19 protein-coding genes and 2 pseudogenes are annotated in these 26,064 nt (G+C 32.2%); 4 read left to right on the plus strand and 17 right to left on the minus strand.

Translation table 11 applies throughout. From position 1 onward, the window contains the following. Window positions 1-13 precede the first annotated feature (13 nt). The 4 genes from O3605_RS00305 to O3605_RS00320 all read left to right on the plus strand — a co-directional run bounded on the left by O3605_RS00305 (window position 14) and on the right by O3605_RS00320 (window position 2,804). Entirely contained in the window at window positions 14-703 is a 690-nt protein-coding gene (locus O3605_RS00305; protein WP_371585030.1) for a hypothetical protein, read from the plus strand. Beyond that, the gene (locus tag O3605_RS00310; RefSeq protein ID WP_371585031.1) at window positions 670-1,143 is read left to right on the plus strand and encodes a hypothetical protein; all 474 of its coding nucleotides are present in this window, start codon (window positions 670-672) and stop codon (window positions 1,141-1,143) included. Before O3605_RS00305 ends, O3605_RS00310 begins: the two co-directional genes overlap by 34 nt. A 14-nt stretch (window positions 1,144-1,157) precedes the next feature. Next, window positions 1,158-2,048 (plus strand): C39 family peptidase, encoded by an 891-nt coding sequence (locus tag O3605_RS00315; protein WP_049497859.1) that lies wholly within the window; start codon window positions 1,158-1,160, stop codon window positions 2,046-2,048. Window positions 2,049-2,162: 114 nt separating this feature from the next. Continuing rightward, window positions 2,163-2,804 carry a hypothetical protein gene (locus O3605_RS00320; RefSeq protein WP_049497858.1) on the plus strand — a complete coding sequence of 214 codons (642 nt, stop codon included), beginning with the start codon at window positions 2,163-2,165 and terminating at the stop codon, window positions 2,802-2,804. Window positions 2,805-2,891: 87 nt separating this feature from the next. Here the strand turns inward: O3605_RS00320 and xerS are convergent, their stop codons facing one another. From xerS to O3605_RS00405, 17 genes and pseudogenes are all read right to left on the minus strand, one after another. Then, window positions 2,892-3,962 carry a tyrosine recombinase XerS gene (gene xerS / locus O3605_RS00325; RefSeq protein ID WP_003001539.1) on the minus strand — a complete coding sequence of 357 codons (1,071 nt, stop codon included), beginning with the start codon at window positions 3,960-3,962 and terminating at the stop codon, window positions 2,892-2,894. Window positions 3,963-4,310: 348 nt separating this feature from the next. Next, on the minus strand, window positions 4,311-4,664 hold the full coding sequence (locus O3605_RS00330) for a zinc-ribbon domain-containing protein (protein ID WP_371585032.1): 354 nt from the start codon (window positions 4,662-4,664) through the stop codon (window positions 4,311-4,313). Further along, a complete protein-coding gene (locus O3605_RS00335) occupies window positions 4,630-6,795 on the minus strand; it encodes a zinc-ribbon domain-containing protein (RefSeq protein ID WP_371585033.1) in 2,166 nt (721 codons plus the stop codon). Before O3605_RS00335 ends, O3605_RS00330 begins: the two co-directional genes overlap by 35 nt. Before the next feature lie 9 nt (window positions 6,796-6,804). Further along, window positions 6,805-7,530: an MreC domain-containing protein gene (locus O3605_RS00340; RefSeq protein ID WP_155199038.1), complete on the minus strand. Its 726-nt coding sequence runs from the start codon at window positions 7,528-7,530 to the stop codon at window positions 6,805-6,807. Continuing rightward, window positions 7,508-9,184, minus strand: a complete 1,677-nt coding sequence (locus O3605_RS00345; RefSeq protein ID WP_155199037.1) for a hypothetical protein — start codon at window positions 9,182-9,184, stop codon at window positions 7,508-7,510. The genes O3605_RS00340 and O3605_RS00345 overlap by 23 nt, the downstream gene beginning before the upstream one ends. After that, window positions 9,181-11,034 carry a hypothetical protein gene (locus O3605_RS00350; RefSeq protein ID WP_155199036.1) on the minus strand — a complete coding sequence of 618 codons (1,854 nt, stop codon included), beginning with the start codon at window positions 11,032-11,034 and terminating at the stop codon, window positions 9,181-9,183. The genes O3605_RS00345 and O3605_RS00350 overlap by 4 nt, the downstream gene beginning before the upstream one ends. A 12-nt stretch (window positions 11,035-11,046) precedes the next feature. Further along, window positions 11,047-12,306: a site-specific integrase gene (locus tag O3605_RS00355; RefSeq protein WP_155222360.1), complete on the minus strand. Its 1,260-nt coding sequence runs from the start codon at window positions 12,304-12,306 to the stop codon at window positions 11,047-11,049. A 1,109-nt stretch (window positions 12,307-13,415) separates the two neighbouring features. Beyond that, window positions 13,416-14,618, minus strand: a complete 1,203-nt coding sequence (locus O3605_RS00360) for an Abi family protein (RefSeq protein ID WP_371585034.1) — start codon at window positions 14,616-14,618, stop codon at window positions 13,416-13,418. Between the two features lie 489 nt (window positions 14,619-15,107). Beyond that, window positions 15,108-16,782 (minus strand): annotated as a pseudogene (locus tag O3605_RS00365) (ABC transporter ATP-binding protein). A gap of 2 nt (window positions 16,783-16,784) precedes the next feature. After that, window positions 16,785-17,522, minus strand: a complete 738-nt coding sequence (locus O3605_RS00370) for an ABC transporter ATP-binding protein (RefSeq protein WP_371585035.1) — start codon at window positions 17,520-17,522, stop codon at window positions 16,785-16,787. Window positions 17,523-17,657: 135 nt separating this feature from the next. Then, complete coding sequence (locus O3605_RS00375; RefSeq protein ID WP_371585036.1) at window positions 17,658-18,398, minus strand: hypothetical protein; 741 nt, start codon at window positions 18,396-18,398, stop codon at window positions 17,658-17,660. A 278-nt stretch (window positions 18,399-18,676) separates the two neighbouring features. Further along, window positions 18,677-19,306 carry a TetR/AcrR family transcriptional regulator gene (locus O3605_RS00380; RefSeq protein WP_371585037.1) on the minus strand — a complete coding sequence of 210 codons (630 nt, stop codon included), beginning with the start codon at window positions 19,304-19,306 and terminating at the stop codon, window positions 18,677-18,679. A 392-nt stretch (window positions 19,307-19,698) separates the two neighbouring features. Then, window positions 19,699-21,189 carry an LA2681 family HEPN domain-containing protein gene (locus O3605_RS00385; RefSeq protein WP_155222358.1) on the minus strand — a complete coding sequence of 497 codons (1,491 nt, stop codon included), beginning with the start codon at window positions 21,187-21,189 and terminating at the stop codon, window positions 19,699-19,701. After that, on the minus strand, window positions 21,176-22,198 hold the full coding sequence (locus O3605_RS00390) for a hypothetical protein (RefSeq protein WP_070505555.1): 1,023 nt from the start codon (window positions 22,196-22,198) through the stop codon (window positions 21,176-21,178). Before O3605_RS00390 ends, O3605_RS00385 begins: the two co-directional genes overlap by 14 nt. Window positions 22,199-22,756: 558 nt before the next feature. Next, window positions 22,757-23,284 (minus strand): annotated as a pseudogene (locus tag O3605_RS00395) (helix-turn-helix domain-containing protein); the annotation flags it as partial. 866 nt (window positions 23,285-24,150) lie between these two features. Then, the gene (locus tag O3605_RS00400) at window positions 24,151-25,134 is read right to left on the minus strand and encodes an acetylxylan esterase (protein ID WP_070505557.1); all 984 of its coding nucleotides are present in this window, start codon (window positions 25,132-25,134) and stop codon (window positions 24,151-24,153) included. Between the two features lie 105 nt (window positions 25,135-25,239). Continuing rightward, window positions 25,240-26,007 carry an alpha/beta hydrolase gene (locus tag O3605_RS00405; protein WP_070505558.1) on the minus strand — a complete coding sequence of 256 codons (768 nt, stop codon included), beginning with the start codon at window positions 26,005-26,007 and terminating at the stop codon, window positions 25,240-25,242. Window positions 26,008-26,064: the final 57 nt, after the last annotated feature.

The following is a 26,064-nucleotide window of genomic DNA, read 5'->3' on the forward strand; positions in this document are numbered from 1 at the left end:
GAGGTATAGGCTGATGAAGAAAGATTCATTCGAACAAAAATTTTTCAGTTTTATCATCCTTGGTATTATCATTCTCTTATCAGCTTGCACACTTGTAGGTCCACAAAAAAAATCTCCATCCGGTAGTGCCAATGTATCCAGGAAAATAGGGTTCGAGGAAAGAAAGGCAGAAGATTTATTAAAAAATTCTATTTCTATCCCTTATCCAGATGGGAAAATCTTTACACCTACCGCACTGTCAAATGATGGGATTGCCTATGGCGAGGCTGTTGACCAAGGACATGATGATCAGAATTATCTTGCCAGTATGAATTTACATACCAAGGAATTTCATAAGATAAAAGATGTTGAAAAGACATCTAATCTGACTCATGTAGCTGTCAGCTATGTTGATCATGATATTGTTGTTTTTGAAGAGTATGATCAACTCAATCAAACAGGGATTTACTATCTTTGGAAGATAAAGGACAAATCTTTAACGACACTGATCGATAGGAGACCTATCGGAACGGTTCCAGTTACTCAAGTAGCTCGATCCAACCAGAAACTCTTTATAAATTATGAAGTAGGCGATAGCCTATATCAGATTGAAGAAGTTGACCTTGAACCAGGGTTCATCAGACGATTGAATCAGAAAATAGCGGTTTTCCGACTGTCTTTAAAGATCACTTGTATTATGTACAAATTGATAACACAGCTTTAACTACAAAAATTGTAGCCTACTCCTTAAATGATGGGCAGAAAAAAGTTATAGATCAAACAAAGGATGATCAACGCTATTATGTCGATTTAATGACGAATGGGCACAATCTTCTATACTTGGTTGCAAATAATAAAGATGCTTCGTTTACCTTCGAAAATAAAAACCATAAAAAGATATTTTCTACTTCACAGGCAGAAACCTCCATATATCGCAATATTTATTTCACATATATGGGAGAAAGAAGAAGTGAGGAGCGTGTTAAATCTCAATATTATTTGTGGGATTTAAGGCATCGGATTCATTATTTATATGATCATGGCCCCATTTTACTATCGGATAAAGGGATTCTATGGGTTCAATTCAAAAAGAAGGATAGTGAGATTCCAAAAGGTGAAATCTATCGAAATGAAAACTCCGTAATGCGCTATCAAGAATGGTAGAAAGGAGAAAAATCATGAGAAAAGTTCATTTATTCCTTGTACTTCTGACTTTGCTTGGTTTATCTGGCTGTACAGCGACACAAAAAGAAAGCCAAACAAGTTCTTCCAGCACTCGTAAGGTCACATCCTCTTCATCAACAACAGTTAGTGTAAAAACAAAGGAGCGTACAGAACCTAATCCTCAAATGCCAGCAGAGGTAGCAGAGCGATTAAAAATTAAGGAAGGCAGTACGGAAGCCGGAACTCAGCAAACTTTGCCATCTTCAAAACAGGAACAAGCTTCAATGAAAGAGAATACGCAACCTTCTCAATCGCCCGAGCAAGAATCATCTAGTAAAGTGAATCAAGGGATCCGAAAACTATTGCCTATTCCTCTAAAGCTTCAAGAAGAATGGTATTTCTGTGCACCGGCGACAGTCCATATGATGCTGGCTAGTCGAGGGGTTAGCGTCTCTCAACATCAATTGGCTAAGGAAATGGGGACTTATAATCCCTATGGGACTCATAATCGAGATGCCATTCGCGTCTTGAATCAGAATCTATTTGGCTATCCGGAACCAAGTGGAAATCAAGCAGGCTATCGATTGGTTACTGTAACAGATGCACGTCCAGATTCGGAAGATATCCGTCTCTTTAAAGAACGTGTGCGCAAAGATATTGATGATGGATATCCTCTCTATTACACCTTCAATGTAGCACAAATCTATCCTGGAAAAAGTGGGGAACATAATGTGATTGGAGTAGGCTATGAATTGACAGCAGATGGCAAGGACATCTCATCAATCTATTATCTAGATCCCGATACACATGTACAGGATCCAACCTATGGAGGCTTGAAGAAACTGACACCAGAGGAATTATTAGCAGCCATGGCTACCTGCGGTGAGAAAAATTATGCTTGGTAGATGATATCGTAATAAAACGAAAGTTCGTTCATGACATGGTCTCTTTTCTTGATATTCGAAAACTATGAGTGTACAATATAGAGGAAATCTGAACACAAAAGGGGATTATATTCGATGATGAGAGTTCCAGTGGAAAATCTTGGTCTATTTGAACAGTTAGATCGTATAGTCGTGGCTTTTTTTAGAAAGCAACAATCTTCAAGTCCATATGATTTGTATGTCAGTATTACACAAGAACACCTTGACCAGAAAAAGCAAGCGCTAGAACCATTAGGCTATCAAGCTGTCAAACTACCATTAGGAATGGCTTTAGATAACGTCATCCAGCAACCTTATTATAAAAACTTAATCATTGGTGGTCTTGCTCCTGAGGAAATAATCGTTAGCAAAGAAGAATTAATGCCTTTGAAAGATATCGTGGATAGCTTTTGTATCATGTACGCTGCAGCGAATAACAGATTGGAAAATAGTAAAGCTTATGAATTAATGAAAGATAAGACGGTTTATTTTATTGGTAAACTATTTACAGATTTTCCGAAGGCCGGTGATGAAATTGCTTATTTAGGAATTGATCGAATAGCGAGTGACGGAACACCATATGAAGCAGTTAAATGCTTTTTAACGAAAGAAAGTGCAGAAAAGTATAATAGTGAAAAAAGACCTGTCACCCCTGCAAACCTGGCTTATCTAAAATCATTTTGGGGAAAACCAGTTATAATTGAGCCACACAGAAATTATTGGATTGAATTTTTATAGAATAATAAAAGAGCGTAAGATTCCATATAAAAATCTACGCTCTTTTTCTAACATAAAAATCATTTACATAATTTACGTTATGTAATTTTATAAACTATCCAAGGCATTTTTCTGTTCATCATTAACGATATGCGTATACAAGTCGGTAACTTGTGTGCTGGCATGTCCCAGCTGGTGGCTGACCAAAACCTGTGATTTGGTTGCATCATAGAGACGCGTTGCTAATGTATGGCGTAGTTTATGGGGCGTCACGCGGACTTTGAAGTCTTCTGAATACTTGGCCACCATTTTTTCAACGCTAGAAGCATCAATCCGGTTTGGAACACCTCGATACAAGGTTAAGAATAGAGCTGTATCAGTCTTTTCTGTCTTGTAACGTTTGTCTCGAATAGCAAGATATTGCTCTAGATAAGGCTTAGCAAAGGCAGCAACATTGACAGAGTCTCGTTTTCCACCTTTTCGAGTGACGTCAATCACCATCATCTTAAGATTGAGGTCACGAAGGTCTAGGTTAACGGCTTCAGAGAGACGGACACCAGAAGCAAGAAGGAGTGCTATAATGGCTAAATCTCGCTCTTTATTCTTATTAAAGGAGGATAGGGCGCGATTTGAGAGTGTTTGAGGGTACTCCTGGTCGATATAGTTAAGAAAACCTTCTGTTTCATCTCCTAAAAAGAGTTTTTGTTTGATATTTTCGGCTCGCGCAGCCAAGGTTTCTTTCTTTTTCTTGGTAGCAACCTTCTTCATGACGTTACGGTAGAAATAAGGTTCCCCTTGCTCATTCTCAACCTCCTCGGTCAAATACTTATAGAGACTAGATAGTGCAGAAAGGGTACGGTTTATTGTCGTTTGAGAAACTCCATTTTTAGTTGTGTTAGCATTAAGCAAAGGACGTTCGCGTAAGTAAAGAATAAAGGATTCCATGTCTTTCTTGGTCATGTGTTCCAGAACGTCTAAAGGGATCTCGGCCATGGTGTCAGCATCCGATATACCAGATTCTAAGACCCAGGTGAAAAATCGATCGTATTCCTTTAAGTATTCGTACAAGGTTGTAAAACTGTAGGGAACGGCCAGTTTCGATTGATAATATTCCAATACATACCAGGGCATGACTTGTTTGAGTTTATCAATCCGTTCTAATAAGATCTCGCGTTTCATGTTTTTCTCCAAATCTTTCTATACTAGTAGTATAGCATAGCCAGATATATTTTTCAAGAAAATTATAGTTTTTCGGAAAGATGTTATAGGGTTTATTTGGGTTAACTGAAAAAAATTTTTGAAGATAGATCGTAACCAAAAAATTTTTTTAAGCCAATTACACTCAATTATGTACTTTATTTAAGTGAACACTGGAAATTTTTAAAGCTGTTCATCTTCTGTACAATGTACTTTATTTAAGTGAAAACTAAAAATTTTTCAAATGTACATTTTTGCAATAAAAAACACTCCAATATCAATTTAATGATCTTTAGAGTTGTTTTTAGCTTGTTTGATTTTAATATTCTATTACATCTTTAATCTAACAAAATGCTCCTGTTTTCTTCTCAAACCTTTGCAAATTGGGCAGCTTATTAATGAGCGCTTTTCATATTTAATTTTTCCATTAATTTTAAGTTTATATCGATGATTTGAGTTTTCTTTACAAATCCACCATACAGTTTGTTGATATTTTTCATTGATTTCAGTTGGATCTGCTAAAAGAATATTATTAAGATAGTCCCATTCGTTCATTAAATGTTTATGAGTTGTTTCTAAGTCGTTAAATCCTTTTAATACCTTATTATTTTGACAATATGGACAAGATTCTTTCATCAGAATTTTTTTCTTAACAGTTTGTTGATATTCTTCCTTTACATACATTGCATTTCCACCACGCTCTATAAGTCGAATTACACATAATTGAGCATGATTCTCTATCATTTAAAGCTGACCATTCCTTAATCAACCAAGGGTGTGTGGTCGCTAGATCGTTAAATCCTTTTAATACTTTTTGATTTCTACAGTATGGACAAGAAATTTCTCTGTAAAATTTTTCTTTAATAACTTGCTGATATTCTCCAGTACATACAGGGCATTTCCACCATGCATTATATGTTGAATTTGCCCTTACTGAAGACATTTCTTGTTTATTTAATGATGACCATTCTTTAATTAACCAAGGATGTGTTGTTTCAAGATCATTATAACCTTTTGCAGTCTTCTTAAAAGAACAATATGGACAACATTGGTCGTTTTTGTGGCGTTCAGAAATTTTTGCTTTAAAACTTCTGTGACATTTTCGACAAATCCAATTGGTTAAAGCATTTGAATCATAAAAGAAGGTATCAATATCACCATTCAGTTCTTTTACCCATTCATTGTTTAAGTACGGTTTAACATAGCTTAGTGTTTCGTTTGGTTTAGGAATTTTTTTATTACAGTAAGGACATATAGAGTTGAGACTATTAGAGTTATTGTTTGTAAACACACCTAGAACAATCCCTAATCTCTCCTGAAATTCTAAATCACAACAATCACAAATCCAATTAAATATTTTATTCTCGGTTTCTGACGATTTCGTCACCTCATCAGGTTTTTCTACATTCTTGCTACTCCAAAGGTCACACAACTCAGGATAAGTATCTGCAATTGTATTATAACCTTTTAATGCTTGTTCATCATTACAATATGGACAGCTATCTATTACTTCTTTTCTTATTGGAATTGAACAAAGGTATTCACCTTGACAAACAGAACACTTCCACCAATATTTTTTTGTTTCAATGTGGCTCAATGCTAAATGAACAGGCAATCCATTTTTATCGCTCCATTCTTCCTGTAATTTTGGGAAATTATAGAGTATATCATTGTTAAAAACAAGTGTATACCAATCACAACGATTAGGACAAGTTTGAAAATTACTATTCTCTAAGTCGGTTCTTGAAATCATTTCAATTGGACTACAATAAAAACTGACTTTGCAGCAAGGGCATTTCCAATTTATGCATTTAGAAGACTTATACCAATATTCAGAAATAGGTTTATCATTACTTTTATCCCAAAATTTCTCTAAATAAGGATGAGTTTCTTGTAAAGTATTATATCCTTTTAACATCAATTTATTATCACAATAAGGGCAGCCTTCAAGATGCCTTTTGACAACACTACATTCATATTGACCATGACATTTAAAACACTGCCATCTTACTAAGATGTCGGATAAACTATCAATCATATTACTTTTTACATGAGTTGGAATAAATTGCTTAAAAAGATTTCTATCTGTATGTAATAGGGGGTTGGCTTTCACTTTAATTGGGGTATCGAATGTAGCTTTACAGTTAGTACAATAGAAACTATATCTTTTGATTCTTGAAATTAGCTGATCAATAGACAACTTAAAGATATGGTCACATTTGTCGCATTTCCAATTTCTAGGGATTGTAACATTGTCACTTAACTTCAAATCATTAAACTCTACATCGTTTTGCTCCCCTGGAAGATAAATTTTCCAAAGATTAGGGTATGCTTTAGTGTAAGGTACAAAATGTGTACTTTCATTACATCCGACATGAACAAGCTCTTGATTATGTTTATTGATTAATTTAGAAGTGTTTGCTACATCTTTCCAACCAACATGACAGGTAGGACATTTGAAGTGAAATAACCTCTTTGAAGAAAAAGATAAATTATCAATCTCTTCCTGAATGGTTTCTATATTTTCATAATGAAAGTTTATGTACCTTAGAAAGTTAGGAATCCTTGCAGATATAGAGTTTACCCCTTTTATGAACAGTTTTCCAAGTTCACATACAGGACAGATTTTTGAATGATTTTGAATATTCTTATAAGATTTTGATGTACTTGCTTTCCATTCATAAGAACAGGTAGGACATTTCCAGTTAATGTGTTTTTTACCGGTAATTGTTATTTTTTCTACATCTATTTTGATATTCTTGTCAAAGTCCCAATAGTTCAATAAGGCTGGAAATTCAGTGATTAAGTCTGACATTTTCTCCTCCTAATACTTAGTCTTGTTATCCAGTAAGTCTTTAATTTCCAAAATCTTACTTTTGCTTGTTTGCTCTTCAGTATGAGTATGCTTTTCAAAAGATATTTTTGTGTCTGAAGTAATAACATTCTCACTAAGATACTTCTTAGTTACTAGTTGCTGATCAGATTTTAATAAGCCTTCTTCTTTTAATAATTCATTTGCAATCCCAGGATACAAACTGCTTTTAAGAAGATTTCTTAACTTTTTGTTTTCATCTAATAATTCTTTGTTTAATGCCGTCTGTTCCTTAATTTCGGCATTTTTCTCATTAAGTTTTGCCACCTCATTTTTTAACTCAGAAATTCTTGTTTTAAGCTTACTAGCTTCATCCTTATATTCTACTGCTGCATCAACAACTCTTTTATAATAATTGTTAAGCTCCATCAATGCTGATTTGATGGCTTTAGGGGTTTTATTAGTCATTAAGAAACGTTCTACATCTAGAGTTTTATATGTTATAACTGTTTGATAGGTGTCGTCCTCAAATAGTTCCAGTTTATCATTAAGGGCTTGTCTAAACTCTTTATTTCTTCTAATTGTTGTGTCTGCAACTTGTGGAAATCCGTTGTTTCTAAGGTAATTTCCAAACTGTGGAATTTTGAATAATCTAGGATTATTCGAACAATATTCTAGTAAATAATGTTCAAATAACAATAGCAATTCTTGGTCATCAATATATTTCTTTCTCGCCATTTGAGAACTCCTGCAAGGATAATTGTTTTTCAGTTAGATATTCTTGATAAGAATGACTAACGGCTTTAAGTTTTAATAACGCTTCACCAATATCTTCTAAATTTCCCTTTCCTTGTCGAACTCTTTTTATTGCCTCATCTACAATTAAAGCTTCCTCATCTATTGATTTCTTAAATTTTTTATCCATAGAGAAATAATCTTTTCCAGCTTTTCTGTAAAATGGACAACTAGTGCAAGCACCAAGCTCTGCATGTGAGCTAATGACTTTAAGGCAGTCTGAATAATCACCTTCCGCAAATCGAGGTGAATAACATCTACCTTTATTATCAAGAGAAACATAGTTTTTATTAACGGTGTATTTATGTTGGGTTTTACTAATAGCGTAAGACGTTTGAGAGTTTGTTAATTTACGATAAAGCTGATAGCTCCTACATTCAATAAACTGACTCAGATTTGAAAAATAATGTGAGGATGTTGTGACACTATCATGTCCAGCTAAGAGCATTGCTGTTACAGGACTAGCCCCTTCTGCTATCAGATTGATCATTGCAATGTGTCTAGTATCTCCAATATGAATAAAATTAATCTCATGTTCATCCAATTTATTTGGGAAGTTGATATGATGGACAAAATATCCATACTGTTGAGAAACAATCTCATTAAAGAAATATTTTAAAATGGTATTTAAGTTACTATAAGTCAAAAAGCGATTTTTAGTACCAGTAACGCGTTTCCATTTTCGATAATGTGAGTCTGTCACAAAAAGGGTATCTAACTGTGTAGATGATAAGTCTTTAGTTAGTTCTAGATAATTTAGAATCTCACTCGCAAGCTTAAATGGTACTTCGTAAGTCGTTAAATAATAATCCTCTGAAATTTTATGGGATACTCCCTTGTCTTTTCCTTTTAAGTTATTTCGTCTGAGAGTTAAGTAATAATTTCCGTCTTTTTCTGTAAGACAATTTCTTTGAGTAAGTAAAAATTCCCTTGGTCTAAGTGGTACTACTGCTGTTATTTGCCACCATAAGTAAAGAGGGTAGTAAAACAATCTTTCTTCATCTGATAATGGTTTAACCCAATAGTCGTTTAAAATATCATTAAATAGAAAATAGGATTGAAATTGAGCTAACTTTCGTTGTTTTTTAGTGTTCAGTTGATAACTTACAGTTAAAAGTTCATCTAGTTGTTCAATCAATTGGGTTAATTCATTATCCTCTAAACATGGTAGTGTAGAAAGAAAGTCTATACATATTGAGGGATTGTAAATCTTAATATGTTCCACATTGAAATCTATATCCCAGCTTGTTTCTTTGATCAAGCGCTTTATGTCTCTTAAAAATGTTTGAAGTGAAATCAAAACATGATGCTCCATAGATAGCACTAAAAAACTCTTTAAGTAGGTAAGAAAATCATCAAAAGATAATTGAAATACTTGTTCATAAAATCTTTTATATCGGAATTTATTCAAGTTAAAAATGAAGCTTACATTAGAATATTCATTAGTTGTAATCCATTTATTCTCTTCAAAATTGGTGGTTAATATAATCCCTTTTTCAACATAATCTTGAAAACATTCTTTTGCGCTTTCAATCATATTATCATCAAACAGGATAATTTCATTTACTTTACGAAATAATTTTGATTGATTATTCAACTGACTAACTCCTCAATAATATCCTCATAATCAGACAATACAGCTTCACCATATTGTTCTGATAAAGCTTCTAACATTTCTGTAAGGCATGGTTTAATCTGTTTTTCTAAAATTGCTCTAACTTTACCTCTCTCAAGGTCATTTGTTAGTTTAGAGTATTGCTTGTTAAGCCGATTAAACTCACCGATTAACAAAAGCAAAGTAGATTTTGTCTGCAATTCATACTGGCAACCTACACAATGTTGACGGTCATCATAGGGGCATAGTTTCCCTAACGCAGATAAGAGACACATACTTTCTCCCTGCTTAGAGAAAGCCTCTCCGTTGCCAATTCGATGACAGATTGTCAGTAATTGTTCAGGTTCAACGTTGTTTTCAACTAGAGTTTTTAAAGCTTGTTGAGAACGCAAATCAGCCCTAATGCTCAATTCTAACGTTTTCTCAATTTCTACTGGTGTTAGATCTAAACTTTTAATCATTTGAGTTTGTTGGCTTGGACTTAATTGTTTATACTTTCCTCTAGTTACAATGGTCAAGAGCATAGACGGAATCATGGATAATACGCCTCGCTCAAATAGTTCTTTTGCAACCATTTCAGGTTTTAGTTGTCCAAGTTGGGCATCTTTTAGATACGTTGTTGTAGTTTGCGCAAATTCATTAAAATTACCTTTATGGCTACGAGCTAATGCTGCTAAAAAATAACCTTTAATATTCAGTTCTGACTTTTCTTCAAGAACGTCATCTGCTAACATTGCGACAGATTGTAAGTAAGACTTGTTTGCAGAACGACTACTAAAGTTACGCTCTAAAAATAAATTTCCGATTTCCTCCCCCATATAACTAGTAATCTTCTCATAAGTTTTAATTCGTCTGATCAATGGGTTTTCTGCATTGTATGGTATTTGAAGTTGAAAATGTGCTTCACAGATAGCCAATAACGTTCCAATAAGAACCTGACAACTTTCTGGGACGTGAAACTTTAGCTGAGTAACGTTAGAAGCGTTTTTTGTTTTATTAGGTGTTAAGTTTAAATAAGTCAATCTTGTTGTAATACTTAGTAAGGTCCTTCTAGCTTCACTACTACTCCAAGTTCCATCTACTACTGCTTCTAAAACTTCTAATGGTTCTCTTGTTAATTTAGGATGTCCTAATCTTTCCAAGTCTGTTGATCTTAGTGCGCAAAAAAAATGTAACCCTAGATACAACCATGTATCTGCATAGTTTTTTGAATTTGCTGCTTTACAAAACATATCATTTTTTATGATGTAGTCCTCGTTGAATAGGTAGTACATTAATTCAAGGTATTCATCTAATTCATACGCTCCATTTGCACTCTCAATCGTGTAACGCTTCGTCATTTCGAAACTTACTCGATAACGAGTAACACCTTTATTGAGTAGCCATTTAATAAATTGAATGAGATTATCACCTAGATATTTTGTGAGAACTTCTGTTGCTACTTCTACTAAGGTCTCCACTTCAGCATCACTATATAGAAACAAATCTTTTGTTAAGTAGTATGCTAAAAAATCAAGTAGATAAAAACGATTTGTTTCACTCAGCTTTTCTTCTTCAGCAAATTGGTTGAATAATTCGCTAGTAGACGGAAATTTTTTAGAAAAGATTGCTTCCATACTTTTAATTCCAGGAGGTGTTGTTAAATAGTCTTTGATATGATTTTTAAGAACTTCAGCATCTTTTTCAGAAATAGTATAATCATCAAGATTTATAGACACACCAAACCATTCATTGTCTAGTAAAAATCCACTGACTTTCTCACGGTGTTTTATTGTAGCAGCACCTAACTCGACTAATATTCTTTCAAGATAATTTTTTAAATCTACTACCAATAGCTACTCCTTTTAATCTTCTCCAAACAATTTTTCTGCTTGCCAGTTCATATATTCAAAAACACCATTATTAACCTGACCATATTGTTTTACAATTTCTCCTTTATTTTGTAAATAAACCCAAGCACTTTCTGGTGAATTGTCCCCTCTAGCAGACATCAGTTCACTAACTTCATTAACACCTGACAAAACCAATTGTGTGGTGTACCAGTGCCTAAAGATATGGGGTGAAATATTATTTTCTTGCAAGAGTTGACCAAAAAAGACAACCTCTGGGTCATCAGATTTAAGAAATATTGGAATCATTTCTTCGCGAATAATCTTACGAAATCGTTGATAGTACACATCGTATGACAATGCTTTCCCTTGCTTGTTAAGGTTTAATGGACCATAATCTCTCTCATACCTTTTACCTTCTAGGTAGCTCATATAGTCATTGTAGGTGTCTAAAAAGACCTCTAAGAAGATATAAGGTACAGCTTGAAGTCTTTCCTTTTTAATTCGTCCAGTTGGCTTTAAATCGCTTCTAAGGGGCATTTCTTTTCGCAGATCAATCTCAATTTTAAATACTTGATTATCACTTTGGTGAAATATGATACCTGCCCCCAAAGGGCTATCTTCACGCCTTACATTACAAGCTTCTGATGGTCTTAAACCAACAAATGCTCCCAAAGCAACAACCATAAGTAAATCCTTGTGATATTGAGCAATGTGAGCAAAAAGCATTTCAAAGGCGCTGTTTGGCATATCCCTAAAAATTGACTTCTGTGTGTTGCTTTCATCAACAAATACCTCAAAATTCAACTCTTTTCTTTTGATGACTCTACCTCGTCTATTAGTGAACGTATTGATAGAATAAAGGTCTTTTGGCTTCAATTTAGCCTTCCCTTTTCGTTCATTCAAGTATAGAGTTAAAAAATCAAGAACTGCATTTACACATTTTTCGACTGTACTTTTCTTTCTATTTGTTCTATCTTCAGGCAATTGTGCTAAACCATAAAGCGTAAAAAATTCCATGACCATTTCAAAAGTTAGTTGATCAAGATTATTTACCCCAACTGTTCCAAATATATAGTTCAAAAACTTAACAACGTATGAAAAACGTTTGTTGCCATCGTCTGAGATAGACTTAATTTTTGCGGCAGATTTTACATATCTATGAAAATCAGTGAATTGTAATGTGCCATCATCATGTTTGAGTGCAATCAATTGCTTTGTAACGATATTATTATCACCTAGAATTAGCGAATGTTTATATACAACAAATCTCATATTATCTCCTTGTTTAATATGACTGAAGGTTCTGACTGTGTTTTATGATGTCAATGCACAAAAAAACGATCAAATCAGTACTATTTTCCTTTGTGCTCTATACTGCATAAAGGAAATATCGATGAGTACTTTCATTGATCGTTATTATTATTCAAATTAATTCAATAATAAAAGTAACTTCATCTAAGTAATAAGAGCAATTAATTAGCTCAGCAACAACGATAACCACAGCAACTCCTTCTAAACGATGAAAGGAATATCCGCCGTGGCTATCTATTTACTTTTTTTCTTTTACTTTTGTAAGTTACGTTTGTTATTTTACTTTTTCTGTATTATATCATATTTTGATTAAATTGTCATCTGAGATAGTGATTTTAAAAAAGCTGGAAATTTTTTCAATTGTATATTTTGACAATAAAAAACACTTTAATATCAATTTAATGATTTTAGAGCGTTTTTAGCTTATTTGATTTTAAAGTTGTCGTCTATTCCTCAGAATTACTTGAAGAACAGGAAAAATTCGACAACAAAGTAAGTCGATCTATTCAGTTATAAAACCTATGAAGGTCTTTCTGCTGGAACTAGCCACTCCTACTTTGGAGATGTAGATTATACTCTTACTTATTCAACTGATAATACCCCTCATGATTTCTCCTCATGATGCGTCTGTGGGACTCAAAAGGTTTGGGAAACCTTTTGAGGATTAGTTTCGTTTCACTAACAAACTCACACAATCCACATGTAGTGATAGCTTGCTTCTATACTAATAGACGAAAGCGAAAAAAGTGATTTTAAAATTATACTGTAGAAATAAATATTAACTATAGTAATGACTAACTTTCTAAAATATCTTCAATAAGAGGTTTTATCCTCTAGATAATAAATCAGAAATTCTGAACTGCATGTAAACTCTATAAAATTCAAGTTACTTCAGAAATCAAACATCTTCAACAATTTTTTCAACTTACCTAAATATATAAAATAAGGAGGAAAGTTTGTTAACCTTCCCCCTTATGACCTTTTGAAAACCTCTTTCAAGGATTTCACGCCGTCGTGGCACTAAAATATAACTATATTATTCTATCATAACCAGCAACTTTTTGCAACACTTACTTGCCAATTCTATTAAAAAAATTTTTATTAATATCAAACTTCAACAGTAACATATTTTTTAAATAATATGATTGAATAGCTCGATCAATCCTTTTAAGAGAAAATCTATTAAAAGAATTTAAAATTTTTAAACCTTGATAAAACTTTAAAACTCTATTATTCCTTTTAGGAGTAAGTAACAAATCAGAGATAAAAAGTCTATTGATTAGAATACTATTTCCCGTCCTATATCTGGTTATGAGACCAAAGTGTGCCAATTGGTTTCTCAACTCACGCAGTATTTCACAAGCGTTAATAAATTTTTCTCGACTCCCACTAATAGAGGAATCAAATCCCATCTCACTCATAATTTTATTTTGTATAGCAATGTCTAATCCTTGGAATAAAACCAGCAAGTCATTCAACATTAGTGTATCAATAATAACCCAAAGCGGAGGATTTTTATAGCTAGAAATATATGGATATTTAATTTTACAGAAGTCTGAATAAGATAAATCAAAAAATCTTCCCTCTATGTTATTAATTTGAATCGTCACATTCATAGAACCGTTTAATGAAGAAATATTACTAGGAGTATTAGAAGCTTTTATTGAAAATCTCCCTCGATATTGATTTATTTTAAGGTCATCAACTATTCCATCAAAATCACCTTCTAGGTTGTAATATACATCTCCGTTACGAGTATGAGAGGTACTAATTTTACCTGTAAACATTACATCTTTAATCTTGGCAGAAATAGTATGCACTCTAAAAAAAGAATGCGTTTTTTTATTATCTCCAAGAGTATAAAAATACTCTGTAAAAGAATTTCGATTGTGTGCTATCGGTAGCACATAACAATTGATATCTAAATACTTTAAGTTAGAAGCAATACCATTATTGCAATGAACTTTTGAAAATTCGTATGCAATTCTCGACTTTAGTTCAACCTCAATCTTTTCGATTTCTTGAAATAGGTACTTAGCTATATTTCTATCCAATGTGTATATTCTCTCAAAATCTTTAAAAGAGACTCTTTTCATATATTTTTTAGGGTTAGAGGCCTCCAAAAAAATAGTTTCAAAACCATTTATAGAATTAAAATAATTTTTCTGCTGAATAAAACTTACCATCCTTGGCTCATCGGTAATCTTCAAATTCCTGCCCCGTTGAATCAAAATCTGCTCTTCAATAGTTTTAAACGCTTTTTCTCTAGTCATATTTTATTATCCATCTGCAATATCTTTGATTATATCATATTTTTAAAAATATAAGTATCAAATATTAAATCCTTAATAGTTATTTTTTCTTGTTTACTTTCAAAGTCATTCAACAATTTCAGTATACCACAAAAACGCAAAAAAGGCTTTAATAACAATGGTTTCCGCTGTTATTAAAGCCTATCTTTTTCTGTAACTGTACCTCGACCTTGTAAAAGTTATTACTCTGCCAGACTATCCGTTTCCCAAGACTTGTCGTCCAGTTCTTTCTCCCAATGTCAAAGCACACTCGGCGGTTCGGACTTACCGTATCATTTCGTCGGTACCCCTCCTCATTCTACGAGTCCTATCCCATGGGTGGAGCATCTACTTCTACTTCGCTGATGCCTCAGATCGTATAAGCAGTGATACCGCCTCAACATGATGCGTCTGTGGGACTCAAATGGTTTGGGAAACCTTTTGAGGATTAGCTACGTTTCACTAACAAACTTACACACTCAACTCAAACAACTTATAAAACTCACCTCTCCTATCCATCAAGTCACAAAAAGAACCATCTTCAACAATGACGCCTGCTTTCATAAAGAGAATCCTATCATATCTTTTTAAAATGTTTTCATTCAACTTGTGGGTTACTACAATTGCAGTTAAATCTTGAATATCCAAGATTGAATTTTCAATTTCAGTAGTTACTTGATTATCCAAAGATGAGGTTGCCTCGTCCAATAATAAGATTGGTGTTTTTCGAATCAAGGCACGCGCAATACTAAGTCTTTGTTTTTGTCCGCCAGATAGATTTGAGCCATTCTCTCCACATAAAGTCTGTAGACCAGATTCACTTTCTAAAACATAAGTTTCTAAACCTGACTGCTGTACAGCTTGCTTTATTTCCTCATCAGTAAAGGATTGATTAAGAGTAATATTCGTTTTTAAAGTATCATCAAAAATATAAACGTCTTGCTGAACAATAGTCATTAAGTTATAAAGACTCTCTCCTGAAATAGCTTGTATATCTTGATTATCAATTGAAATATGTCCACTTGTTACATCGTAAAAACGCAGTAATAGATTGAGCAAAGTTGATTTCCCACTCCCTGACATTCCTACAATTGCAATTTTTTCCCCTTTTTGAATTTTCAAAGATAAATTATTAAAAATTTTTTCTTCAGTATTAGGATAGGAAAAATCTATATTTGAAAAAGAAATAACAAAATCGAAATATTCTTTCGTTTCACCAGTCTGAATTTCGGTTACATCTTTTACCTCAAATGCATCTAATGTTGCCTGACCTTCACGGAATTTACTTATTCCCATTCCAACTTCATTTAGAGGCATTACTACAAAATTGACTAGTTGAACAATAGCTGTTACACTTCCAATTGTGGTATAGCCATTAAATACGAGATACATCCCTCCACCAAAGGCTACCAAAAAAACAATCATTCCTGAAAGCTGAGAAATAATATTAGCCAAAACATCAAATTTCCCTTTTATAAAATATATATCATCCAAGTTTTCACTTTCATGACTATAATCCTGACGGATAGCCTCTTTCACATTAAAACTTTTAATAACAAGAAATCCTGCTAAAATATCTTTAACCTTCGCTAAATACTTCTGATCGGCAATCATAGCTCTCTTTTGAAGATAAGCTGATTTGTGTCCAATAAATCCTGAAATCATCATCGGAATGATGCTAGCAATGATAACCAATAAGGTCAAAAACCAATTACCTATAAACATAGCTAGGAGTGAAAAAATCATTAAGGAAAGGTTTTTTGAAATATTAAAATACTGGTGCAGATAATCTTGCTCAATTTTCTTCATATTTTCGGTTAATACGGAAATAAATTTCCCTGATTTTTCCTTAGAGAAGTCTCTATAATCCCTATCTAAAATAGATTGGAACACCTTGTTTTTGTATTTTGACATGATTTGCCTAACAAGTTTATTTCTCAATCGTAGAGAAATAAAGTTGAGGCCCGCATAGATAAAAATAACAGCTGCTCCCACTAGTACCGCTTGAGTTAAGGCTTCTCTATTTTGGGACATGCCACTATCAATAAATAGAATAAGCAAAAGCAATATTAGTTAAAGGGACCAGTATATTAAATATCATGAAAGCATAAAAAGTCTTCTGATAGTTCTCTATCAATTGTTTCATTCTTAATCTACCTCATAATTCTTAATTTCATTTAGAAAATGTGACATAAAATATTCTTCTAAGTCAATATTCTCTCTCCTAATCTCTTTCATAGAGACCTGTTCTACCATTTCTCCATTTTTGATAAAACCAATCTTATCTGCTATCTGTGAAATTTCCGATAATATATGACTCGATATTAGAATTGTAATTCCATGCTCCTTAGAAAGCGACAACAAAAGATTTCGAATTTCTTGAATTCCTATTGGATCTAAACCATTGATTGGCTCATCTAAAATTAACAATTTAGGTTTTGTTAGAAAAGCACGAGCTAAACCAAGCCTCTGCCTCATTCCTAACGAAAAATCTTTTACTTTTTTAGTCGTATTTTTTAATCCGACCATTCTTAAGGCTCTTATTATATCTGATTCAATAATATTTTTCCCCATATACTGAGCGTGAATTTCCAAAATTTCTTTTGCAGTGCAGTTATCATAAAAAATTGGTGATTCAATAATACTTCCAATCTGACTTAGGATTTCTTCTCTGTGTTCTTGTAGATTTTTCCCAAAAATTTCAATACTACCTGATGTAATTGTTGATAAGGTTAACATACATTTCATTAACGTTGTTTTTCCAGCACCATTCGGTCCTAAAAAACCATAGATTTCTCCTTCAGCAATTTGAAGGTTGATACCACTTAAAATTTCTTCTTTATCAATTGTTTTAAAAACTTCTTTTATTTCAACAATATTTCTCATTTCTATCTCTCTTTCTATATCTAGCTTTAAATGCAAGAATTTTTCTCTCGGAGCATAAATACCAACTTATACAGTCTCTTTTTTTATAGAAATCATCAAGGAATTATAACTTTCCTTCGATTAAACTCAGGTATGCTACTTGATACTAATATCTTGTCTTGAAATATTAAAAATTGAAAATGAAGTAATCATTAAACTTATGAAACTTGCAAATATCAAAAAGAATAAGTTATCAGCAATATTATTAGATAAACTTCCTGGACTTATATTCGAAAGTAATGCTGCTAAACCAAGTCCTGTAAGCATTGTTATAGCTGTTGAATGCTTAATCATACCTAAAACAAATGGTAGTAACCCTATTAGTACTGTTCCAAACGTAACTCCAGCTAAGTTAATTAATTGATTAGCAACAGGGATATAACTAGATTCAGTGACAACAGCCATGAATCTAATGAAAAATTGAATCACTAAATGTGCAGAAAAATGGGCAATAAATGATATCAGAATGACTAAAATAATTTTTCCCCATAATAACTTTATTTTAGAAATAGGGTAAGAAAATAACTGAAAAATTGTTCTTCGTTTAAATTCATCAATAATAATCGTAGATAATAAATAAGATTCAAAAATCAAAAATGCTGCTTTAGTAAATAAAGATGAAAACAATGATGCTACAATTGCCCAACCTTCCCATTTACCAGTAATTCTAATAAGATTAGAATCCTGTCCAGTGAATTCTCCTAGTTTATTGTCAGTACCTAACCCCATAATGATTATTACTGTAATACCTAACACTATAAATATAGAACACAACCAGGCTAAAAATAATTTAGATTTAGAAATTTTATTTAATTCAATTTTAATAAGCAACAACATAGATTCTTTCCTCCAAAGTGTAAATAAAGAATAAACTATTCAAACTAATCTCACCAAATATTTAAAAATAAGCTTATTTAACAGACAATCGCATCAGACATACTATCGGTATGTAAATATCAAAAAAACAAACATACCTATGGTATGTATAATGGAATTTTAATAACACACTTAAAGTATGTTATTTTTTAAGTATCAAAATGTAAAATAGATCGTTCAATTGATAATACATAGATAGAAATTAGTATTAACAAGCATGTCATGCGACTACTTATTTCCTATTTTTTTAAGTGATCAAATAAGTTGAAAATCACCTCCATCATTTCATCAGAAATTAACTGTACCCCTAGACCTTCAAAAGTAAGTTTAATGAAATTCATTTTACGCTTTAATTCTACTAATGAAAAAACGGAAATTTGAAAACCAATCCAAATATTTAAAGTTAAAACAATTAAATCTGCTAGCTCTTCTGGATATTCTGTTTTAATTGACCCATCTTCAACACCTTCGTAAACTTTTTCTCTAATTTCGGGTAAAAAATCAGAAAATAGACCTAGATACTGCTCTCCCAACAAACGTGGACTTCTTAGCATAATTGAGGCAGAGTAAACGAGCCTTTGGTGTTCAAAATTAGAGAAAGAGTCCATCAAAGAATTTTGTATCTTTTCTAATCCAGTCTTTCCTCTCCAATTATAATTAAAAATTTCTTGATTATTTTCGCTGATGATCGTTTGAAGTATATCATATTTAGACTCAAAATGATGATAGATAACACCTTTTGTTAATCCGCCTAAGCCATCTATGATATCTTGGATTGACGTATTATCAAATCCTTTTTCTAAAAACAAGTTTTTAGAGACCTCTAGTATTTTTTTTCTAGTTTCATGTGAGTTTCTATTCCTTGCCATTTTAGTCCCTTTCTATCATACCAATGGTATGTAATTCTATTGTAGTGGAAGTAACTAATAATGTCAAGTTCTTTATTGGAACATGAAAAAGCTTTACAATAAAGGCTTTTCATTATTACTTCGCTACAAGGTTTCTAAGCTTTTACCAGCAAAGATACACACTCAACTTGGGTTTTAGAGGACTAAATGGAGTCTGAATTGCCTTTTAGAGATGTAGTATTGATTAAGCAATCAACAAAAAATGTACAAAATAAAAATAAAGTACACTGCTTAATGAGTGTACTTTATCCTTCTAATTCAGTTTTATCAATGGTTTAGATCTAGTTAAGTCGATTAGTTAAATGAATTTAGGCTATTGCTTTTTATAACGACTATAAATTGTATGTTCAATGCTATAATTTATCTTCCGAATCTACTTCTTCATAATTTATCGGAATTAAAACAACTTTACTGCTTATAGTAGATTGTTTTTCATTTTCACTTATTTGAATGGCATTTTTGAGTGAAAAAATAACTTCTCTTACAAGATTTAATAAATCTAATGCAAACTCTTGAAGTTCAAATTCAGTTAGATACAGTCTGGTTTCATTATTATCTTCATTATCTTCACTTCCATTAAAAATATTCAATGTTATATTAGTAAATCTGTGCTCTAAATAATTTCTAATAATTTTCAATCGCTTTGAGTTTGGATTAGCTGTTAAAGAATTATCACCATTATCAAAATCTTTCTCTATCCAAAATATAGATGACAGACCAATATTCTTATCCAACATTTTATTTAAATCACTATTTGATCTCCAAATTGAATGGAAATTTACTTGTCGAGTTTTAATTTTTAAAGAATAATATTCATTTATAAACATAGCTACTTTATCTAATAATGAATATAGTGTTTTAAAAGATGCTTTTAATCCTTCAACTCGGATAGAGTATTGTACATAGTCTAGACAATCAATAAGATAAACATTCTCATCAGCATAATGAACCGAATCAACCTCAATGCTATTAAAACAGAGATAACGGGCATAAACATATTCTTGCTTAATTTGATTAAACATAGAAATGTATTTGTTTAAATCTTTATCCGATTGAAACAATAAACTTGGTAGTAAAAGATTATCATCATATCTATTTATATCGTCAGCTTGTAAATCATTAAGTGGATTAAGATACAGCCCGTTGTTCCAACACCATTCACGATACTTTTGTGAATTGGGATTGTAATCAATGTCTTTACAAGAACATTCATCTAAGTCTTTATAATTAAGATATTGTTCATAAAGTTCAATAAATTGTTTTTCTGCATAATCAACTCTGTTTGGGTCTGAAACAGTTATGCTTGTTTCTATTAAATTTTTAATTTTTTTAATAAAGTGAAGATGTTCGTTATCATTCAAAAAATTACGATAATGATGTAGACAAATAGCCAAGTTACCACTAGCCATTGTGAATTTTGGATTGATTTGTATACATTTACAATACATCTTAATAGCTAACTGTTTTCTACCACAAGCATCTAATAGATTTGCGTAATTGGTGTATAGTGAACATAATAATGGGTGAATAAAGCTATTGTTCTCAGGATTTATATCAATATTATTTGAAATTTCGATAGCTTTTCTAAAGTAATAAATTTGTTGAACTGTACAATCGGTATCTATGTTGAATACTAGGTTATCACTTAGTTCAAATATATCACCATATGCTGTCCCAATAGAATAAAATAATTGAATTTTGGAAATATCATCAATAGTGTTTTCCATATTTTTTCCAAATTCTATTAGTCTATAGATTTCCTCTATATTTTTATATTTAAAAGCATTATCGAAATCCTTTGATAATTTAAGTACACTATGATTAATTGGATTATTTGTTAACATCTTCATTCCAAACTAAATATTTCGATTTTAAATTTGATTTTCCTTTATTTTCCTGTTCTTCAACTAACATATCAGATAAAAACTCTTTTATCATATCCCAATTAAAATTCTCTTTAAAACCTCTACTACCATCAGAAGGAACATTTAATGAAAATGTTGCAAATACAGTTTCACAAGTTCTTCTTGGAAATTTTGCTAAGTAAGAATCAAAAAATGAATTTGAATACCTATAATGATGGCTATGAATAAAGTCTTTCCATGTATTTAGCATAGTCTCTTCGTCTACAATATCTATTACGGAAACTTCTTCAAGTGGTCGGTCTTCAATATTTCCCCATGCTTTTTTCATTAAATTAACAGCATCTACATCGCTCTTAGGAGCACTGTATCCAAAAATAGTTAACATATATGAATGATCGACAAAGTAATCTAATGCTTTCCAACACCAATTTATGTATCCATCGGAAGAATAGTCTTTGTTTTTTACGGGATACAATAATTTTGTTGGATTTAATTTTTTATAACATGTTGGGCAATAGTAATCTACTGTTCCAAACTCAGTGTGTTCTTCACAAAAACCGACAGCTACATTCCCATGTAAACAAAGAATTTGTGGCAGGTTCAGAGTAATTTTTGAACAGCGAACATAAGCTTGTATAAGTAAAGGGTCCCAATTAAACGTAGCTATGCAATCTTTATTAGTTAAACTTAATATTAAAAGATCATAAATTGTTGGTTCATCAGGTAACTCCAACGAAGCAAAATAATCATAGAGTCTTTCTTCTAGCTTTCTAACTATTTCAGAGCATTCTTCTCTCTCAAATAATTCTGAATAGATATCTTCCAAATTTTCGCTCTTTGTCTGTAATTCAACACCAGCAAGAATTTCTTCTAAATTAAGTTTTTTTAGCAATCCATTCATAACTGAAGAGCTTTTCCCATTTTTATCACCATCTGGAATTGCTGCAATAGTAGCACCAGCGCCTAGAATAACTGTATGCGATCTCATCTCATTTCTCCTGAAAGTCTTTTGACACTATTATACCACTGTATCTACTTTATCTATGCTTCAAATACTATTAATATAGCCATAAATATTTTAAATAAAATGTACAATTGAACCGTCACTCCTTCTACTGTTACTTGAGTAAAAAATGTACAAATCAATTTCTTAGATTTGAGGATGTTATGTACTAGAAAACATACAAAATACCACCCCAGAATAATGTACAAAATAAAAATAAAGTACACTTTTTAAAGAATGTACTTTATGCTTCTAATTCAGTTATATCAATGGTTTAAGTCTTGTTTAGTCAATTGTACATAAATTTTTAGTTTACTGGAAATTTTTTCAATTGTACATTTTCTTATACCCCAATTTGTAAAACTAAGCTAATCAGAAAAAGAGTTCTACATATAAATAGAACTCTTATAATCTAGGATATTGTGTTAACTCTCTAGTTATTCTTTAATGCTTCCTTAATTTCACCTTGTGAGTGAACAGGATTTAAAGCAAAAAAATAAGAGCCGATGGGCTCTTATAATTATCTCTATAACTTGTAATTTTTTATTTACTTAAAACTTTTCTTTGCCAACTTTTCTCATTACATTTTGGACATTTCATATATCTTGTAGTTCCAAAGTGCATTGCAAAATATACTTTACTGTATTTTGGAACATATTTATTATGGCATTTTTGACATTCATAATAACCTGTTTCTGTTTCTATTTTTAATGCAAATGAAACACCTATTATTAAAAGAACGAATGCTAATATAAACAACAATATTCTTGCTATATTATTCTCTATTAAAAATGATGTAACAAAAATTAGTGTTAAAAAAGATATTGTTGAGCCAAAACCAATAAAATTTTCATACATCATTAGTTTTTTATTTTGCATTTCTTCCTTTTTTGCCATTTCTAACAAATTTTTTTCTGCTATCTCATTATAATTGTTCATATCAATCATCTCCCCACTTAATAATTCATTTACACTTATTTTAAGTTCATTACATAAATCTAGCATAATTGATGAATCAGGCATTGCTTTTCCATTTTCCCATTTAGATATAGCCCTATCTGTAATATTTAACTTTTCTGCAAGTTACATTTGAGTCAAATTATTCTTTTTCCGACTTTCAGCTATAAATTTTCCAATTTTAATCTGATCCATAACTTTTACCTCCTTCAATTTAAGTGTAAATTATTATTATTAAAAAGTACACATACCATTGGTTGAGTGGGATATTTTTTATATCAACTAATGGTTGAATAAGTGTAAATTGTCTTTATAATAGTGATACAACTAAGCCAACAATTAAGCAGACAATTAGTCCAATAAGTTCTCCAATAATTGAGCCTTTTATATGAAACAAATAGTTATGATATTCTTGTATCATATCTTCCGTACCTTCTATTATAAATTGTTTACTACGGCAAAACCATATTATCATTAAAAAACTGCATAAATTTATCAGCCATAGTAGCTCCTATCATTTAAAAGTCTATACATAGTATTTTTACAACAATCCTTTAGCTTCATATAAATTCAATTATAAAATTAGGAATTTTACATTTAGAATTATTGTTCTATCTATTATTCATTATACCATCAACAAAATAAAAATCTATATCTTGCGTTCAATTGAAACTTAAATAAGCTTCAAAAAATGTACAATTGAACCACCACTTCTTCTACACCTATTAGAGTCGAAAATGTACAAATCAATTTCTTAGATTTGAGGATATTATGTACTAGAAAACATACAAAATACCACTCTAGAATAATGTACAAAACAAAAATAAAGTACACTTTTTAAAGAATGTACTTTATGCTTCTAATTCAGTTGTATCAATGGTTTAGCTCTTGTTAAGTCAATTGTACATAAACTTTTAGTTTTTTTTAAACAAAACAATCAGCAAATCTCACGGATCTACTGATTGTTTTTCTTCTGTATCTTATTTTTCTACATACTGAAATGAAATCTTGCTACCACAGAGCCAATTGTATACACGATCATTAACTTGGACATTCATAGCTTCATGGGCATATTCTGGCATGATTAATTGCTCTTTTGGACCTTCTAATCGATTATAAATGGCAAACTGTGTCACAGGATAACAGACATCATCATCTAATCCTGTAATCATATGAACCTGTCCTTTAATGCGATGGGCAAAATTTTTCACATCAATATAGGCTAAGGTCTCCATGATTTGGTTTTCCGTTTCATGGAATGGATCATGGAATTTGAAATAACGGAAAAGCTCGTCATAGGCTTCACTGGTGTTTCCAATCTCCAATACACGTCTGAAATCCGATAAGAATGGATAAATGGCTACCGTTCGTTGGATTCGGGGATTCAATCCGGCAGCTACCAGGGCCAGGGCACCACCTTGAGAGGCTCCATAGCTGGCGAGTTTGCTGTTGTCAACTTGAGGAAGGCTGGCTACAATTTCAATTAACTGGTAAAGATCTAAGTAGACATCCTTATAAAATAGCTCATCTGGACCTTCCACAACTCCGCGGATAATCTGTCCTTTTACGGTATTCCCAAGTGGTGACCGATCTCCGTCTGTTGAATAGCCTGATTGACCTCTTACGTCCATAGACACAACTCCATAGCCAGCTACTGTATAAGCCAGCATGTCTGTCCAATCCCAACAACGGCCCATATAACCATGAAAATGGAAAATAACTGGAACCTTTTGATCTGTTTCTGGGAAAACAACTCGTGCATAAACAAGACCATTTCGTGTTCCTTTAAAGCTTAATTCATAACAAACAACATTTGGAATGCTGAAATTTTGTTCTTCAAGCTTGTATTCAGGAAGTTCAGCAATGTTTGCTAAGGCTTGATTCCAAAAGGTATCAAAGTCTGCGGGCACTTCATCACGCCCCCTGTAATTCTTCATTAATTCTAGTAATTTAGGATCTTTCATAAAACCCTCCTTAGGTATATGTAATCGCTACCAAAAATGTACCATATTTACTTAAGGATTGCAAGAGACAAATAAAAATTACATAACCGAAATTATGTAATTTACTTATAGATTCAAAAATAGACTTAATTGTTTCACTAGATCTGGATTAGTGGGTAAAGCTGAATGATGAGCCTTGCGTCCTTTTAAATTCACTTCTGTATAGGCTTGTTTCTCAAAAATAGATTGTGCTGCTTGAGCACTAGAGAGGGGAACGATACCATCTGATGTTCCAGAAAAGCTACCGACAAAATTAAGGACCTCTACTTCTTTTCCTAAGCGATGCCTCCATGTTTGAAAATCCTCATACATCTCTTGATTGAATTGGTATGGACTTCCAATAATAACCAGCTTGCTTACGGTCAGCTTTTTCTTTTCTAAAAAGCCACTTTCCAATAAACCAGTCAAAACCAGTCCACCATTAGAATGCCCGACTGCCTTAAACTCTGTAAAATGATAGTGATCCAAAAGGTAGGTAAGAGCGATCTTAAGGGATTCGATTTGCTGCTTGATATTGCTGTAGCCGTCACGATTATTCTCAAAGCCAATCACAATCATCGGATTCGGCTCTTTTGTATTCAGTCTGCCTTCCATCTCTATAGACTCATCTTTATTGACTTTTATTTTTAAGAGACTCTGCTTTTTTCTAGAATAGCGATGGAGCATGCGGATGGTTCCATTGAAACGCTGAATACTGGCTGAACTACCAGGTACAAAGATGATCGGTCTGATCGGTGGTTTCTTCGACCCTTTTGGAAATTCAAAGGGCTTGCTGTGCGAAGAAAACAATCTTGCAAAGAAACGAATGACTTGTTGAAATAGTTTTTTTAACATCTTTCCTCTAGTAGTAGTTTCTAAAAGAACCCAGAACAGTGTGTTCCAGGCCCTTAT

The sequence above is a fragment of the Streptococcus sp. 27098_8_99 genome, from assembly GCF_041431935.1.
Classification (GTDB): domain Bacteria; phylum Bacillota; class Bacilli; order Lactobacillales; family Streptococcaceae; genus Streptococcus; species Streptococcus parasanguinis_D.

Bases quoted from the DNA above. Each gene is read 5' to 3' on its own strand.
- O3605_RS00305 (WP_371585030.1), top strand. From the start codon at position 14: ATGAAGAAAGATTCATTCGAACAAAAATTTTTCAGTTTTATCATCCTT.
- O3605_RS00315 (WP_049497859.1), top strand. From the start codon at position 1,158: ATGAGAAAAGTTCATTTATTCCTTGTACTTCTGACTTTGCTTGGTTTA.
- O3605_RS00320 (WP_049497858.1), top strand. From the start codon at position 2,163: ATGATGAGAGTTCCAGTGGAAAATCTTGGTCTATTTGAACAGTTAGAT.
- xerS (WP_003001539.1), bottom strand. From the start codon at position 3,962: ATGAAACGCGAGATCTTATTAGAACGGATTGATAAACTCAAACAAGTC.
- O3605_RS00330 (WP_371585032.1), bottom strand. From the start codon at position 4,664: ATGTATGTAAAGGAAGAATATCAACAAACTGTTAAGAAAAAAATTCTG.
- O3605_RS00335 (WP_371585033.1), bottom strand. From the start codon at position 6,795: ATGTCAGACTTAATCACTGAATTTCCAGCCTTATTGAACTATTGGGAC.
- O3605_RS00340 (WP_155199038.1), bottom strand. From the start codon at position 7,530: ATGGCGAGAAAGAAATATATTGATGACCAAGAATTGCTATTGTTATTT.
- O3605_RS00355 (WP_155222360.1), bottom strand. From the start codon at position 12,306: ATGAGATTTGTTGTATATAAACATTCGCTAATTCTAGGTGATAATAAT.
- O3605_RS00360 (WP_371585034.1), bottom strand. From the start codon at position 14,618: ATGACTAGAGAAAAAGCGTTTAAAACTATTGAAGAGCAGATTTTGATT.
- O3605_RS00370 (WP_371585035.1), bottom strand. From the start codon at position 17,522: ATGAGAAATATTGTTGAAATAAAAGAAGTTTTTAAAACAATTGATAAA.
- O3605_RS00375 (WP_371585036.1), bottom strand. From the start codon at position 18,398: ATGTTGTTGCTTATTAAAATTGAATTAAATAAAATTTCTAAATCTAAA.
- O3605_RS00380 (WP_371585037.1), bottom strand. From the start codon at position 19,306: ATGGCAAGGAATAGAAACTCACATGAAACTAGAAAAAAAATACTAGAG.
- O3605_RS00385 (WP_155222358.1), bottom strand. From the start codon at position 21,189: ATGTTAACAAATAATCCAATTAATCATAGTGTACTTAAATTATCAAAG.
- O3605_RS00390 (WP_070505555.1), bottom strand. From the start codon at position 22,198: ATGAGATCGCATACAGTTATTCTAGGCGCTGGTGCTACTATTGCAGCA.
- O3605_RS00400 (WP_070505557.1), bottom strand. From the start codon at position 25,134: ATGAAAGATCCTAAATTACTAGAATTAATGAAGAATTACAGGGGGCGT.
- O3605_RS00405 (WP_070505558.1), bottom strand. From the start codon at position 26,007: ATGTTAAAAAAACTATTTCAACAAGTCATTCGTTTCTTTGCAAGATTG.